The following is a 15,800-nucleotide window of genomic DNA, read 5'->3' as shown; positions in this document are numbered from 1 at the left end:
TGACATAACCCCTCGCTATTTTGAGCGATGTCGTTGTAAAATCGCGCTAATTACCGACACGTTTTCCCTCAGCAAAGTGGATTCATTCTGCTTGCCGGGACTCGCGTCTATCAATTTTCCTATTGCATGTTAATTTCATGACTGAAGTCCATGGACCAAGATAAGTTTACTAACATCTATCGCTTGCCAGGTTCGCTACAAATTCGAATCGCTAAGTGGCAAAAGACCTTCCGCGGCACATCTGATTTGGTTCTTCATCAGGTGCTAATGGAACGTAATAAGCAATTTAAGAAACCAAGCTTTTTACCAAAGAGTTGGTGCATCACGCCTATCGATGAGAATGACATCACCATTACTCATCACGGTAAATACATTCAAACCGTCATGCGTACCATGCTGGACAGAAAGGTTTCTTACAAACGCCTATTCTTATCTCGAATGGATGCGGACAAAGGTGAGAAGGTATTACGCGAGTACAAGCTTGAGTGGGTAAGAAAGCACAATCAGATTGCTAAAAAGTACAACCAAATCAAGAAAAAACAGTACATGAACTTTGCAAGAGAAGAGGAAGAAACGCTCTACCCTTCAATCCCAAAAGGCGAGTTCGATAAAGCGTTATGGAATAAATTGGTGGTTTCTACCTTTGGTCCCGAGAAAAAGTACAAAAACCCTCATTACGTGCGCAAAGCTGATTTCTAAAAAATCCCCCGATAATTCGGGGGATTTTTGTTTCACACTAATATTTACCAATCGTAGGTTAAGCTCGCGATGACATTACGACGGCCACCGTACCAACAAAAGCCATCACATGTCGCGACATACTCTTTATCTGCTAGGTTCTTAGCTGCAACTTGCAACTTGTAATCACCAATACGGTAGCTCACCGTCGCATCCATCAAGAAGTAGCCCGGCACTTTAATTGTTTCAGTGTTATCGCCGTATGATTCACCGGTGTAACGCGCCCCAAGCCCAACAGCTAAGCCATCAAGTGTCCCTTCTAGGAAACGGTAATGCGCCCAAGCGGATGATACCGTGTTCGCCACTTGAGATGGAGAATTGCCCACCCATGCTGCGTTCACATCTTCTTTGATTTCAGAATCCACATAAGCAATGTTACCAAGCAATGTCAGTGACGGGGTCACATTTGCTACTGCTTCAAATTCAATACCCTTATTTTCTACTTTACCAATTTGAGTTAACTGATTGAGGTGGATTCGAGCAAGGTTCTCTTTCGTTGCTTGGTAAGCTGCAATATTAAAGTAGCCATCGAACGTACGAGGTTGGTATTTCACACCGATTTCAAACTGGTCTCCACTTTCTGGCTTCGCAGGCTTGCCTGCACTGTCTTGCTGAATAATAGGATCAAAATACTGCGAATAACTAAAGTATGGCGTAAAACCAGCCTCTGAAATGTATGCAGTACCTACGCTAAACGTCCACTCTTCATTATCAACTTTAGTTCGAGAGCCTGTCGTTACATTGTGAACCTCATTGCTCGTATTATCATAACGTGCGCCAAGAAGAACCGCCCACTTGTCATTGACCAGAATGTGGTCTTGTAGATAGATACCAAGCTGCTCGTTATCAACCTTTGTTCGCTGCTTGTCGGCGTCAGTCAAAGGCTGAAGCGTTGTTGGGTCTAGCAACCAAACATTGTTCGAATAACTTGGGTTGAAAACATCAAAACGCGGATCTGGCAAGATTCCAATAGGCGTGGTTAAGAGTGAATTTCCATCAGCCACCAATGGGTCGCTTGCAAAGTCTTTACCATCAATACTGACCATCTGATAGTCAATACCAACCATGAGGTTATGTTCAACACTTCCCCATTGCATGTTGTGCATCAAGCGGTTATCAATATTGAAAGCATCAGAAGAGCCCTCTTCTGTACTGGCCGCACGCAGGATGCTTTTGCGCTCATTCAAAGGATCAAGCAGCGGACCTAATCCTGGGACGTCAGCAGCATAGACGTACGAATACATTTGTCGAAGGTTGACATCCATTTGGCTATAACGAGTCGACTGAACAAAAGAAGTCGTGTCATTGAACATATGTGCAAACTCGTAACCAACAGAAAGCTGTTCGCGTTCAAACGTTTCCCAATCCGTGTTCCCGACCGCAAGACTATCGCTTATCTTACCGTTTTTGTTTGGCTTCAATGTTCCCTCTACAGGTAAGAACTGGAGGTATGGGTCAGAATCATCTTTTTGGTAACTGGTCAGCAAAGTAATTTCTGACGTATCAGTGAACTTGTAAGTCAGTGAAGGAGCAATAAGGAAACGCTCGGCCTCAACGCCATCAACACGTGTGCCGTTCTTTCGCGCCAAACCTTGCACACGAACAGCAAGCTTCTCATTCACTTCTGAGTTCACATCCAGAGAAATCTGTTTGCGATCTTCAGAACCATACTCCACCGACACCTGACCAGAGCCACCATCAAACTGAGGGCGTTTGCTCACTAAATTGATAACACCACCTGGAGGGTTTTGACCATAAAGCACAGAGGCCGCGCCACGAAGCACTTCCACTCGCTCTAATGCAAACGGGTCAATCTGCCAACTGTAAAATCCAGATGAATACAGACGAGTTCCATCTTGATATAAGCCACTATTCGCCTGCTTAAAACCACGGATAATAAACCAATCTTGCTTGTTATCTTCACCAAAATAATTGGTTTGAATGCTTGGCGTATATTGCAGTGCATCTGAGACACTGATTGATGCGCGGTCATCCATTTGCTCACGAGTCACAACGGAAACAGCGCGTGGCGTTTCGTTGATCGCTAAATCCATCTTCGTTGCAGTACGACTCTTCGCACCAAGGTAGCTAAAATCAGGACCAACGGCACTGTCTTCTTGTAGACCAATTACAACAATGTTTTCATCTTCTTGAGCAAGCACTTGAGGGGTTACTAGCACCATCGCAATAGCCACTGCTGCGGGTGTTAGCATAAACTGCCGATTCATCATTTTTCTCCTTTTTTGTCGGCAACCTTTCCAACCTTTTATGCATTGAGCGAATAGACAAGCCCACACGGGTTGGTTCCGGCATAACCACTGATTTTCCTTAAATGCAAAAACACAGGACGTGCTTTGCTAGCATCACAAACTGGGTGATGAGAGCGATCACCCAGTTCTAGATTTTTATTGTTTTGATATGTGAGGAATGAAGCCAAATCGTCGTTACAGTCGACGTAGTCCCCACATCAGATACAAACCACCAATAAGAGATGCCACCAATCCTGCAGGGATCTCTTGCGGATAAAGCACCTGTCTGCCCATCCAGTCAGCCAATAGCATCACACCTGCACCAAGCAAGGCGGCACATAGCATGTGTTGCGATGCTTTATTAAAGCCAAACAAACGTGCCAAATGTGGCGCAAGCAAACCGACGAAACTAATAGGACCAACAACCAAAGTCGCGCTGACAGTAAGACAAGCCACAAGCAATAGTAAAATGGCACGAGAACGGTCAACTTTGAGACCGAGAGCTTTAGAAGAAGAAGCCCCGATCGGCAAAATATCTAACCAGCGAACACAAACAAAACTCAAACCAATAAACACAATGGCAGAAAGAGCGAGCGGGAGCAGCGTGTCCATTGACACGTAATACGTCGAGCCTGAAAGCCAAGCCAATGCTTGATAACTGCGTGGGTCACCCGTTGCCAAAATAAAACTCTGGATGGCATTCATGAGTGCAGTAATGGCAATACCTGTCAGCAAGATTCGTTCTGGTTGGAAGCCAGATTTTCTATTCAACAAGACAATGATTAGTACCGTCAACAAGGCACCAATCAAGCCACCAATAGACAAAGTCACAACCGATGCACCAACGCCAGTAAACATAGCAATGATCAAGCCCATTGCAGTTCCTGAGCTGATACCAATCACTTCCGGGCTAGCCATCGGGTTGCCGCTTAATCGCTGAATCATGGTTCCTGCAATCGCCAACATAGCCCCGGCCATCGCCGCGGCTAAAAGCCTAGGTGTGCGCCATTCCAAAAATAGCCATTCATGGGTAGAGAAAAGCGATGTCCAGCCGTCGTTCTGAACTGAAACGGTGCTGAAGAGCACGATGCCCGCCAAGATGATCAACAAAGTAAATGTGATAGCGTGTTTGTTAAGTTTGTTGACGCGCTCCGAGTGACGAGTGAGCACGGTTTGCGTATGCCCTTGCGTCTTTTGTGATAATCGAGGTAGTAACCAAAGTAACAGTGGTGCGCCTAACGCGGCAGTGGCAGCTCCTGTTGGAATAAAGCTCGCCATCAAACCCGGTAATTGTTGAATGACTAAATCGGTGAGGGTCAAAAGCATTGCACCAATCAACATTGAGATCCAAAGTTTGTGCTGAATCTTATGCACGCCAATCAAGCGTGTAATAGCTGGCGCAGCAAGACCGATAAAACCGATGATACCCACCGTCGCCACAACCCAAGAAGTAATAAGCACCGCTAAGCCAAGGCAAACAAAGCGCAGCTTCGCTAGCGACACACCTAAGCTCTTTGCTCCTTGCTCTGATAGCTCCAAAAGGCTCAAAGGTTTAGCAAACAAAAATGCCACTAGTGCAGCAATGGCGACTCTTGGTGCAAGATAGCTGAAATCATCCCAACCACTTTGAACTAAGGAGCCTGCTCCCCAGATCATGAGTCCATTGAGCTTCTCCGTATTCATCATCAAAATGACCGTACTCAGAGAAGCAAAATACAAGTTGATCACCAAGCCAGAAACAACAACAACGGTCGGAGAAAGAGCCCGTCGCCAAGACAACAACATCACTAGCCCCATTGAAGTGATACCACCAACCAAAGCAACTAAATTGGCAGAAAAGTCCAGCATCCAAGGTGTGAATAACGTGGCAAGCATGAGCGTAAAGTTCGCCCCACTCGCAACGCCTAAAGTCGTAGGAGATGCCAACGGATTACGTAGAACCTGTTGCATCAACACACCAGCAACTGCCAAGCCCGCTCCGGAGATCACCGTCGTAAATACGCGTGGCCACCAGCTAAAATGAAGAAGAACGGAATTTATCGACTGGAAATCAGGCTGCCAAAGGCTTGCTAAACCATTGGAAAAGGCGGTGGTTTGACTCAGATGTAACGCTCCAACCGACACCGTAAACATAGAAAGTAAGATCACTAAGGATAAAGGAAAAGCTCTCATTAGAAGTGCTCCTTCTCTTTTGCCGCAGCGACTAAATGAGCAAAGCGAACCGCAGAGGGCATGGCACCAAAGCTCCAAACAGGATCAACGCGCATAACAGGGTGACCTGATTGTTCTACGATATATTGCCAAAATTGGTCTTGTGCCAACTGTTGCTCTCCACCATGAGGAAGCGGATCCACAATAACGATCTGCGCTTTTATTCCCGCGAGTTTGTCGATACCGACCATACTAAAACCCCAGCTATTGGTTTTTTCCGTCCACGCATTAGAGAGACCAAGCTGGTTTATTGCTTGTGAATACAAACTGTTCTCGCCAAAGACACGCACGTGTTTAGTGTCCATAAACTGGACCATTAATAATGGCGCTGAATTTTGGTCGACTTTTTCTTTGAGTGAGGCAAGCTGTGCCTCTGACTGTTCAATAAACGTTTCTGCTTCTACCTCTCGTCCCAATTCTTTGCCGAAAGTACGAGTGAATTGAGTCAATACCGACCAATCCGTGATTCCCTGCCCGTAAAGATCTATCGTTGTAACAGGCGCAATTTCCGCTAATCGGCTTTCCATCGCAGAAAAATAAGGGGCAATAAAAATACGGTCGGGTTTGAGCTCGTAGATACGCTCAATGTTGGGTTGCGTTCTTAAACCCACATCTTTTGTTTGTTTTGGTAATATTGGGGCTTTCACCCATGCGTCATAATCTTGCCCTTGTGCGACGCCAACCGGAACAACACCGAGTGCAAGCATGGTTTCGGTCTGTGTCCAATCCACCGACATCACTCGTGGTGATGGCGTCTTATCAACTGCATGAGCAAACAGAGGAAAAGCAAGACTTGTCGCCCAAACAAGTCGCTTCAGCAATGAAATAAGCGGCTTACAATCCATTGTTGACCCCACTTAGCTTGGCATCGCTACTGGATACCCAGCAGGATGGTCAGAAATACGCATTTCAATGCCATAGATTTGCTGCAACTTAGGCTCGGTAAATACTTGTTGAACGTCACCTTGCGCTATCAAGTCGCCTTGGTGCAGTGCGACAATCTCATCACAAAAGCGTGCAGCTAAGTTAATGTCATGCAATACGATGATGACCCCCAAACCTAAGTCCTTACTAAGTTTAGAGATCAAAGAAAGCATATCGACCTGATGACTAATATCGAGCGCAGACAAGGGCTCATCAAGCAACAGGTATTCGGTTTTCTGTGCGAGTAACATCGCAAGCCATACTCGTTGGCGCTCACCACCCGAAAGCGTGTCAACAAGGCGATCGGCATATTTGGATGTTCCTGTCATTTCCATCGCCTCTTCCACGATGGTTTTATCTTTTGTACTCAACCGTCCTAATAAACCATGCCAAGGGTAACGACCAAAGCTCACTAAATCTCGACCGAGAATGCTGTCGGTCATGGGTAAGTGCTGAGGAAGGTAAGCGATGTGCTGGGCGAATTTCTTTGCCGATAAACGGTTGATGTTGTCACCATGCAGCAAAATATCGCCATCACTGTATGGTTGTTGCTGAGCGAGCAGCTTGAGAAGTGTGGATTTGCCAGAACCATTGTGTCCGACAAGCGCGTACGTTTTTCCAGTTTCAAACGTCAAATCAAATGCTTTCAACAAAGACTTACCGTCAATATCGAATTGGAGTGCTTTGGCTTCTAACATCCCTACTTCACCTAATCCTATTTACGTCTCGGGGCTGGTGAAACTTCGCTTTGCCGTCTACCTTCCCGTTACGTTTTATAATTTTATTCAACAAAACGATTAATAAGCTTGGCTTTATATAACAGCAAAGATACAAATGCAAACCATTGTCATTATCATTAATAAATAATTTTATAAATCTTATTGGGAGCACATTCTCGCTACAAAAAGCACGTCAGAAGCAAGGGGAAAAGCCATTTAAAACGAAATGAAATAGGGATTGGAAATGAGGACTATCGGCGGCGAGCATCGCTATTCGCAATGCTCGCTCAAGGAATAAGTTAAGCTGCGACGATAAGAAAAATTGGATGAGAGCCGCAGCGTTGTTGAACCAGTTAATGACGAGCGTCAGCGCCAAACTCTACTTCTTTATAGATATCGGCCAGCGACTTCTTACCTTGTTTGTCTTTGGCTGAACGCTTTCTTGGTTGGTAGTGATACTCTTGGTCATGCAAAGCTTCTTCATGTTCCTTTGCCGACTCTACGAATTCAGCATTCGCAAGTGCTTGTTGGCGTAAGCGGTTTACTCTTTCTAGGGTTTCCCACAACATACTTCACCTCCAAACGAATTACTGTATACATATACAGTATTATTTATTCCGACCTCCTAGTCAATATTTTGATTCCTTTCATGGTTTGCTCCTCTACTTTCACATTAACCCCATGCCAGCATAATGCTCTGGGTACTTATGAATAATTTGTTTTAAGTAGCCTTGATGTTCGCGCAAAGCATTCACGCATTCTCGGGATAACAAGCCTTGGTAAACGCGTTTTTCAAGCTCTAACAAGGCATACGGGATTGACCACGCTTGACGATATGGATGATGGGTGGTCATGACATCAAACACATTAGCAACTGCCGCGATTTGAGCGGCGATAGGAATCCCTGAACGATCTAGCCCATGTGGATAGCCAGACCCATCGAGGTTTTCATATTGGTAAGACGTAATTTGCTGAAATAAAGTGACACTCGGATGAACTGGATTACCAATTCTCGCCACAATGTTATCTGCTGACTCAACACATTGTTCAATATGCTCAGATAGCAGCGCTTCTTGCTCTGCATTCACACATCGGCGATTACATACCACATCAGCAGGGAGTTCTATTTCACTCAAAGCATGATAACGAGTGAACATTCCAATTTGCTCGACAACTTCATCACTAAATTGATAAACATCGGCAAGCTCTGTCGCAATTAATTGGGCGTACATACCAATACGCTTAGTGTGCGAGTAAACTTCCGGCGAATACCCTGGCATCAAGCACTGCATTCTTTCTGCCAAGATTTCAATCGCATTGACGACGTGGTCTTCAGATTCAACGGCAAATTGCACCATCTCAAAATAGGGTCTTAGCCCATTTAAAGCCTCGACGCTAAACGCATTGGGTTGAATCGAATTGAGAAACACAAACCCAGTAAAGGTTTGACGGTCATAACAAGGAATAGCGACAGACGAGTGGTAGCCTTGTTTCAACAAGGTTTGAATACGTGGACAGTGGTTGATGTCGTAAAGATCGTTAACAAGACGAGGGATGGCATTGTCTGCAGCAATGCTCAGGTTGTGCAGTTTTCGAAGTGGCGCTTCGTGATGAGCCAAACACCAAGTGTCGAACTCACTTTCGGCAAAAGATTTAAGCATGCCTTGTTTAGGGTGATACTTAGCAAAAGACACCCTATCGACACACGGTAAATGTGCCTGCATCCTATTCTTCAAAGTTTGCATTTGCTCATTGAGCGGTTTTGCAAACGGGTAAAAACTCCGGTGCGCCATACTTCACCTCCACACCAAGTAGAGAAACCAGAAGAAAAGGCTCATGAAAGTCAGCGTATTTGATGTGATTAGAGCGGCTTTTCTCCACCTAAATTATCGACATACCACAACTTAAGTGTACGAAATAAAAACAGTTTTTCGCCAATCTTTTCACCGAATATTCTACGGTAATTTAATCCAGATCAAAAAAAACCAGTGCTATTTTGAGCACTGGCTGTTTTATGCAAATTGAGTTTTCCGATATCAATCCGTTTGGTGATTAACCCAACGCAGGAAGAACACCCAAAGTAATGAGTAGCTGCGCCATCACAATACCAGTACCAGCGATACCTGTTACTAATAGTGCTCCTTGTCCACCTGCCACACGGTATTCACCCGTAAACTCATCAGAGCGACGCACCTTTACCACCATCACTAGCGGTAGGAAGATAGCAAGAATAGCTAAAGCAATTGCAGCATAACCTAGCGCCATGATGAAACCTTGCGGGTAAAACAATGCAAAGCCTAGTGGTGGTGTAAATGTGATCACTGCTGCAACCAAACGGTTTGGCTTTTCACTGTCACCTTTGATCGTGTCACCCAAGAATTCAAACAGACCCAAACTCACACCTAGGAAAGACGTCAGAAGTGCAAGGTCAGCAAATACGCCTACCACACTACCAAGATTTGACTGGTGAACAGTTTGAGACAGTTGACCAATCAATGCGCTCAAACCACCGTTTTCAATCAAGGTATCTTGGCTTACTACACCAAGCGTTACAATTTGCCAGAAAATGTAGATCACGAGCGGAATTGTAGAGCCAACGATGATCGCTTTACGCAGAGACGACGTGTCACCGTCGAGGTAGTTAACAATAGCTGGGATACTGCCGTGGAAACCAAAAGAGGTAAAGATTACTGGAATAGCGGCAACGACAAGACCTTGCTCTATTGGCATGCTTAGCAAGTAAGATTCGGTCACGTTTGGCGCAAGAAATGACAAGACTGCAATCATGGTCACCATTTTAAGACCAAACAGCACGCGGTTTACTTTGTCTACAGTGCCAGTGCCCACTGTCACAACCATGGTCACGATAAGGGTAAAGATGATGGTTGAAGTCGAGCCAGAAATATCCAGACCAAACCACTCTGTCAGACGGTCACCAAACTGAGCACCACCACCCGCAATGTAAGCAGCACACAATGAGTAGAACAAGAAGAGCATGGCAAAGCTTGCAACCCATTTGCCCTTCTGACCAAGAATTTGTTTCGCTAGAGTATGAAGAGTTGCACTGCTGTCCGCATATTGGTGAAGCTCCAGCATCAACAACGCAGTAAACGCCATTAACGCCCATAGCCCCAGCATAATAATTAAAGAGGTAGAAAAACCAATGCCAGCAGAGGCAAGAGGAAGCGCCAGCATGCCAGCACCAATCGTAGTCCCAGCAATAATCAGGGTGCTACCAAACACTTTAGATCGACTCATTGTATATTTATCTTTACAGCTTTATAAGATTTATCAGCATCAGATCGGGCAACGGCATACCAAACCTAACACCATATTTGGAATGATGACGATTCTGTAGGATCTTTCTAATAAGATCAAGCAAAGTGTAAGGATAAAAATCCACACGCGTAAACTTAAGTGTACATAACTTTTTTAAACTCTAATTTCTGCAAGCAATTGGGCGCACTCCTCTTCATTCATAAATTTAGGAACAGGATAATTCCAGTGCGCTTCTTTAAGGATCAAACTCACTAACTCTCCAGTATCAGAGGATTGCAACAGTGGCGATGTTTGTTCGATGCCAATTGCGTTATACAAATCTTCTAGCCTATGAATGAAATCTTGTGCACTCGCTCTATCCTCACCTTGCGTTCCGATCAAGGCTTCACTTAGGGCTGTCAGTTGTGGCTCAATCTCAGAGAAAGAAAATCGAAGGACAGGGAGCAAAGCAAGACCATTCGCCATTCCGTGAGGTATGCCATACTTGGCACCCAAGTTATGCGCGAATGCGTGAACGTAACCAAGACTCGCTTTGGTGAAGGCTAACCCAGCATAGTAAGACGCCATTGCCATTTTGTTTCGAGCCTCAATATTACTTCCGTCTTCTACGGCTTGAGGTAAGTACTTGAAGATAAGCTTAATAGCCGCAATCGAATAGGCTTTGGTATCAACAGTCGCATTACGGGAAATGAAAGCTTCTACCGCGTGTGTCAACGCATCAATACCCGTATCAGCCGTTATCTTTGCCGGTAAACCAACCAGTAAATTCGCATCCAATGCGGCCATTAAAGGCACCAATTTCGGATCCATTAATGGAGTTTTGTGGTGGGTGTCTGGTTCGGAAACAACAGCGGCAATCGTCACCTCAGATCCAGTACCAGACGTCGTCGGAATCACGAATAAAGGCGCAGGAGTTCTCCACACACGAAACAAACCAGCAAGCTTCTTAATGGATTTCCTGTTTGTCACCCGGGCAGCAATAACTTTGGCACAATCCATGGCAGAACCACCGCCAAGCGCTAAAATCGCGTCACATCCTGAGTCGAAATACATCGTTAATCCAGTCTCTACTTGATCGTATGTGGGATCTGGTTTTACTTCAGAAAACAGCACAACGTCTAAACCTCTGGCTTTCGCGCTTTCTATTACCTGCTCCGCCATACCAATTTTTACTAAGCCGTCATCAGTCACAAGAAGCAACTTTTTAAAACCAAGATCAGCAATCGCCTCCGTCAATTCATGGAGGCTGCCAGCACCAGAGAATAATGTCGGTTTAGGGAGAGGGAGTACATAGGCGGCGGCTTTCAAACCATTGGTATAACCGCGATAAAGCAGATGTTTTAACATAACAAGTCCTTTTGTTTTGAGCTTTTATTCTAGTTGCTTTTCTACTCAATTCGAGTGAGGAGTTCACAGAATTTTGTATTGATGTGTCTCAGTTTTTAACCCATCAAAACCAATTTTTATCTACTACTCTATAACTTAAGTACTAATGAATAAGGGCGAGCTATGGAATATAAGCTGTTTGTTTTGCTTGCTTTTTCAAGCTCTGCTTTCGGAAACTCGTTAGCGAGCTTCCCTAACAACTTTGAGCAACTAGTACTGGTAAAACAAAGTGTTATACCAGGAAGAAATGTCGTTTTGCCGCCAAGTACACCAACCTTCATTCAAGAAACAGTGAAAATGTACAACTGGACCAATCAAGGCAAAGGTACCAACTTGAATATTTATGTTCCTAGACACAAAGTCGAAGCCTATAAAAACCATGGTCCTTACTCCGACGGTCTAACCGCTGTCGCAATTTACGAAGAGGAGGACATTATTTTTGTCACCGAGCATCTGGCTGGTGAGGCACTTTATGGGAGTTATGATCGACGAGGCAATGACATATCAGATCGCCATCCATCATTAAGGGTCGAAGCTTGCTATCGATGTCATAACGGATATAAGGACATTTGCATAAACGGAACTTGTGCCGTTCCGATTATTGATGTGTTTAATGAGTAATTCATCACGTGGGAACTTCAATAAGAATAAAGATATTCCTATCGCATTTTGTTCTCGTCATTCTCATGATCGGCGGTTTGGGTTACTACAATTTTCATAACTCAATGGACACGATCGTAAAGACGACGATTACCTCTCGCGAACAAAGCGCAAGTGCACTTGTTCACCATGTGAGTGACGCGGTGCACGGGGGTAACTATGCCAACCTAATGCTGCCTAGCTTTAAAAACCAATTAAAAATGCATACTGATCTCCGTTATTTTTACGTCAATGGTTATTCCTCTGTAACTAATACTCCCATGTCTGTTACCTATAATCGCAACGCAGACGAAATCTGGCGGACTGACTACCCTCCCACGTTTGAGCAAGACTTGGAGCAACGCATTGCTAGATTAACCTCCGTTAAAAATGCTGGTTCAAAGTCCAGTATTAAAGTGAACTATCTGCTCGCGCGCCTTAATGACGCTCAAAACCAATTCCACCTCAGTCAGGAGTTGAAAAAGAACTACACGCTAGACCTAGCACCCTGTCGTATCGTTGGAGAAAGCCATCTCAGTTTCGACAAGAATATTCTCTACATAACTTTGCCATTAACAGGGAATAATCAAGGTAATATCGAACTGCTTTATGACATCGAACTGGTTAGTGACATACGTGATGCATTTTTGATGGACTCTATTCGCGAACTTGTTCTGGGCATGATGATTTCATATCCTCTCTTGCTCTTATTGTCTTACCATATTTCCTCTCCTATTAAGAACTTATCGACATTTATGCGTCAGAACTTTGAGGCTATAAGCCTATTGCAAGTACCTAACATGAAGAGAAAAGACGAAATAGGCGATCTTGCTCGCGCATTTAGCCTTCTTGTAGATAAAGTAGTAAGAAAAAACAGAGAGTTAGATGAAATGGTTAAGCACGATCCTCTTACCGGCTTGTACAATCGGCGTTCACTTGAAGCCTCGTTCCGCTCTCTGTGCTATCAAGCTAATAAAACGTTTATCGCCTGTTTTTTTATCGATATAGACCACTTTAAAGAGTTTAATGACCATAGAGGGCATTTAGAGGGAGACAAAGCGCTTAAGCGCGTCGCCGACGCCTTGGAATCTTTTGCCGCTCAAAGCCATGGTTATGCATTGAGACTGGGTGGTGAAGAGTTCGTTGTATTAGCGCCAGTACATGATGCCAGAGAAGCGATCGCAAAAGGCAATCAGTTACGAGGAAGAATAAAGCAGCTCAAGATTATTCATCAAGATGAACCGGAACCTAAATATCTGACAGTCTCTATAGGAGTTAGTCTTTCTGAACGAACTCAAGCTGATGCGATCAACCCAAACGGGCTGCTAGATGAATCCGATGAGGCACTGTATGCTGCTAAAAATTTAGGGCGAGACCGAGTCGCATTGTATTCAAATGAAAACAGGGACAGCGCCTAAACACTCTCCCTGTTTTTGATTCATTCGATTAGCACATTTAGTACGTTAACTCTGGATCGACACAATGGAAGATCTCTCCGCTTCCTCTGCCGTCTTCAAGCATGTCAAAAATCAAACGAGCAACTTCTTGACGATATACCAATCCATGCACTTCTTTCGGCTCGACCAAAACACCGTTGCCTGTCACGTCACCATCTTTAAGACCACCTGGGCGAATAATGGTGTAATCCAAATCACTAGTCTGTAACCATGCTTCTGCCAATGACTTCTCCCGGACGACACCGCCGAAGCCTGCTTTAGAGCGTTCAGAAAGATACTGCCAGCTGTCACCACAACCGAGAGACGTCACCAATACAAAACGCTTCAGTGAAGCGTGGCATGCAGCATCGATAAGATGGCGATGACCAAGATAATCCACCGGAACATCCGCACGAAAGCTGCCCATAGTACTGATGATGATGTCATCTTGATTAAGCTGCTCGACAACCGCATTCACCTCAGTCGCTACCGTTGCATCACACGTAAAGGTCGAGTGGCATATCGCCTTCAATTCCGGATTCTTATCTGGATTTCTTGCTACGCCAATCACTTGAGTACCCTTATCAGCAAAATACTGCGCAATTGCCAAACCAAGACCACTGCTCGCGCCCCATATAACGACTCTTTTCATAACTTACCTTTCACAATACACATGATAATGAGAATACTTTACATCACTATTTGTGTGGTTTTCAAAGGAAGTCAATCGAACAAGGAAAAATCTTTCGAAATCAATACGTAGTTCAAAGAAATGACCAAGAGTTCTGGGCTTCGGATGAATTTTACGTGCGACAAGCAGTATTATTCTCGGCATAACTATAACTAAGCCATGTGCACCCTTTTTAGGTATCAGTTCGCTGTCGCATTCCCCTAAAAAATCAAAATAAAATAAGCACAGGCGAGTAAAAACGTCGGTAATTACAATGAAGCAATCTTCCCACTCCATCTCGGGGTTTGAAGTCGATCTAAAACAAGCCCTGATCTGGGTAGCGCGTGCGTTAGATTACGTAGGCGTAGACGATACACACCATAGCCATCGAGTCGCCTATATTGCCTATCAATGTGCGATCACCTTAGGTTGGGACATCAAAAAAGCAGAGTTCTGTTACTTTGCTGGCATGATCCACGACTGCGGAGTTTCTGAGACCCGCGAGCACATGATGCTGCTTGAACAGCTTGTTCCTCAAGACGCCAAAGCGCACTGCATCCGTGGCTACCACACGCTTAAGCAATGTCGGTTGCTCACTCAATTCGCAACGCCAATTCTTTATCATCATACGCACTGGAAAGAACTCGAACAGATCGATCTTCCGACATTTGAAAAAGACGTAGCTGCACTGCTTTACCTTTCTGATCGTCTCGATTTTATGCGTGCGTATTACGTATCTAACTGCCATAGCGACCTTGTCACCTTGCATGAGGAACTGATTGCCGAGTGTGTAATGGCAAATGCGGGCACGCTGTTTAACCCAGACATGTGCGACGCGATGGTTCAATTGATCATGACAGATGCGTTTTGGTTTGCGATGGAGTCAGAGCATATCGAAACGATTGGACTTCAATTTGAGAATATAGACTGGCTGCAAAAACAACTAACCATAGAAGACATGAACAGTTTGGGTTTGTTCTTAGCTCGTATTGTTGATGCCAAGAGCCCTTTTACTTATCAACATTCACAAAAGGTCGCTGAACTGTCTCGTTACTTGGCGAAGAAAATGGAGTTGGATGAGCACGAACAAGAGATGATTTTTATTGCTGGACTCGTTCACGATATTGGTAAACTCAAAACTCCGGATGAGATCCTTCATAAGGAAGGACCGCTGGACCAGCACGAATACACTCGAATTAAACGTCACACCGTGGACACAGAGTTAGCACTGCATAAAGTGTTTCCTACCGCCAAAATTGCTGAATGGGCTTCCAATCATCACGAGCGCTTAGACGGCTCAGGTTATCCCTACCATAAAACAGGTGAAGCCTTGGACGTACCATCGCGCATTATTGCGGTCGCAGATGTCTTTCAAGCACTTTCTCAAGATCGTCCCTACCGTGGACGCATGACGCAACAAGAAATCGCCATCATCATGGATGAGCAGATCAAATCAGGTAAGCTCTGTTCTGATGTATATCGAGTTTTGTCATCACACATGCAAACGTGTTATGAGCTCTCCACTCAAGCTTAACGCCGAGCCGTAAAC

13 protein-coding genes are annotated in these 15,800 nt (G+C 44.7%); 4 read left to right on the top strand and 9 right to left on the bottom strand.

Features of this window, described 5'->3' with window-relative positions:
* Positions 1-150: 150 nt before the first annotated feature.
* Positions 151-699, top strand: a complete 549-nt coding sequence (locus AACR11_RS05870; RefSeq protein WP_005442115.1) for an MSHA operon transcriptional regulator — start codon at positions 151-153, stop codon at positions 697-699.
* Positions 700-743: 44 nt separating this feature from the next.
* On the opposite strand, the gene AACR11_RS05865 is transcribed toward AACR11_RS05870, so the two are convergent.
* The 8 genes from AACR11_RS05865 to AACR11_RS05830 form a co-directional block, all read right to left on the bottom strand.
* On the bottom strand, positions 744-2,966 hold the full coding sequence (locus AACR11_RS05865; RefSeq protein WP_029789403.1) for a TonB-dependent siderophore receptor: 2,223 nt from the start codon (positions 2,964-2,966) through the stop codon (positions 744-746).
* 216 nt (positions 2,967-3,182) lie between these two features.
* Positions 3,183-5,159, bottom strand: coding sequence for a Fe(3+)-hydroxamate ABC transporter permease FhuB (fhuB, locus tag AACR11_RS05860; protein WP_009699514.1), 1,977 nt, complete (start codon positions 5,157-5,159; stop codon positions 3,183-3,185).
* The gene (locus AACR11_RS05855; RefSeq protein ID WP_017819471.1) at positions 5,159-6,043 is read right to left on the bottom strand and encodes an ABC transporter substrate-binding protein; all 885 of its coding nucleotides are present in this window, start codon (positions 6,041-6,043) and stop codon (positions 5,159-5,161) included. Before AACR11_RS05855 ends, fhuB begins: the two co-directional genes overlap by 1 nt.
* A gap of 12 nt (positions 6,044-6,055) precedes the next feature.
* Complete coding sequence (locus AACR11_RS05850; protein WP_005444434.1) at positions 6,056-6,820, bottom strand: ABC transporter ATP-binding protein; 765 nt, start codon at positions 6,818-6,820, stop codon at positions 6,056-6,058.
* A gap of 374 nt (positions 6,821-7,194) precedes the next feature.
* The gene (locus AACR11_RS05845; protein WP_005433984.1) at positions 7,195-7,410 is read right to left on the bottom strand and encodes a hypothetical protein; all 216 of its coding nucleotides are present in this window, start codon (positions 7,408-7,410) and stop codon (positions 7,195-7,197) included.
* Positions 7,411-7,509: 99 nt separating this feature from the next.
* Positions 7,510-8,634, bottom strand: a complete 1,125-nt coding sequence (locus tag AACR11_RS05840) for an HD-GYP domain-containing protein (RefSeq protein ID WP_079325596.1) — start codon at positions 8,632-8,634, stop codon at positions 7,510-7,512.
* A 259-nt stretch (positions 8,635-8,893) separates the two neighbouring features.
* Positions 8,894-10,099: an aromatic amino acid transport family protein gene (locus AACR11_RS05835; protein ID WP_009698092.1), complete on the bottom strand. Its 1,206-nt coding sequence runs from the start codon at positions 10,097-10,099 to the stop codon at positions 8,894-8,896.
* 174 nt (positions 10,100-10,273) lie between these two features.
* Positions 10,274-11,467 (bottom strand): iron-containing alcohol dehydrogenase, encoded by a 1,194-nt coding sequence (locus AACR11_RS05830; RefSeq protein WP_029789406.1) that lies wholly within the window; start codon positions 11,465-11,467, stop codon positions 10,274-10,276.
* Between the two features lie 162 nt (positions 11,468-11,629).
* On the opposite strand from AACR11_RS05830, the gene AACR11_RS05825 reads away from it, so the two are divergent.
* A complete protein-coding gene (locus tag AACR11_RS05825) occupies positions 11,630-12,127 on the top strand; it encodes a hypothetical protein (RefSeq protein ID WP_029789407.1) in 498 nt (165 codons plus the stop codon).
* Between the two features lie 65 nt (positions 12,128-12,192).
* The gene (locus AACR11_RS05820) at positions 12,193-13,563 is read left to right on the top strand and encodes a GGDEF domain-containing protein (protein WP_050582043.1); all 1,371 of its coding nucleotides are present in this window, start codon (positions 12,193-12,195) and stop codon (positions 13,561-13,563) included.
* A 37-nt stretch (positions 13,564-13,600) separates the two neighbouring features.
* On the opposite strand, the gene AACR11_RS05815 is transcribed toward AACR11_RS05820, so the two are convergent.
* Complete coding sequence (locus AACR11_RS05815) at positions 13,601-14,233, bottom strand: SDR family NAD(P)-dependent oxidoreductase (RefSeq protein ID WP_029789411.1); 633 nt, start codon at positions 14,231-14,233, stop codon at positions 13,601-13,603.
* A 292-nt stretch (positions 14,234-14,525) separates the two neighbouring features.
* On the opposite strand from AACR11_RS05815, the gene AACR11_RS05810 reads away from it, so the two are divergent.
* Positions 14,526-15,785 (top strand): HD domain-containing phosphohydrolase, encoded by a 1,260-nt coding sequence (locus AACR11_RS05810; protein WP_029789412.1) that lies wholly within the window; start codon positions 14,526-14,528, stop codon positions 15,783-15,785.
* Positions 15,786-15,800: the final 15 nt, after the last annotated feature.

The organism is Vibrio sp. L85 (assembly GCF_963871815.1).
In the GTDB taxonomy this organism is placed as follows: domain Bacteria; phylum Pseudomonadota; class Gammaproteobacteria; order Enterobacterales; family Vibrionaceae; genus Vibrio; species Vibrio harveyi.
Note: the sequence above shows the minus strand (reverse complement) of the source record. Positions and strands in the feature narration are given on the sequence as shown.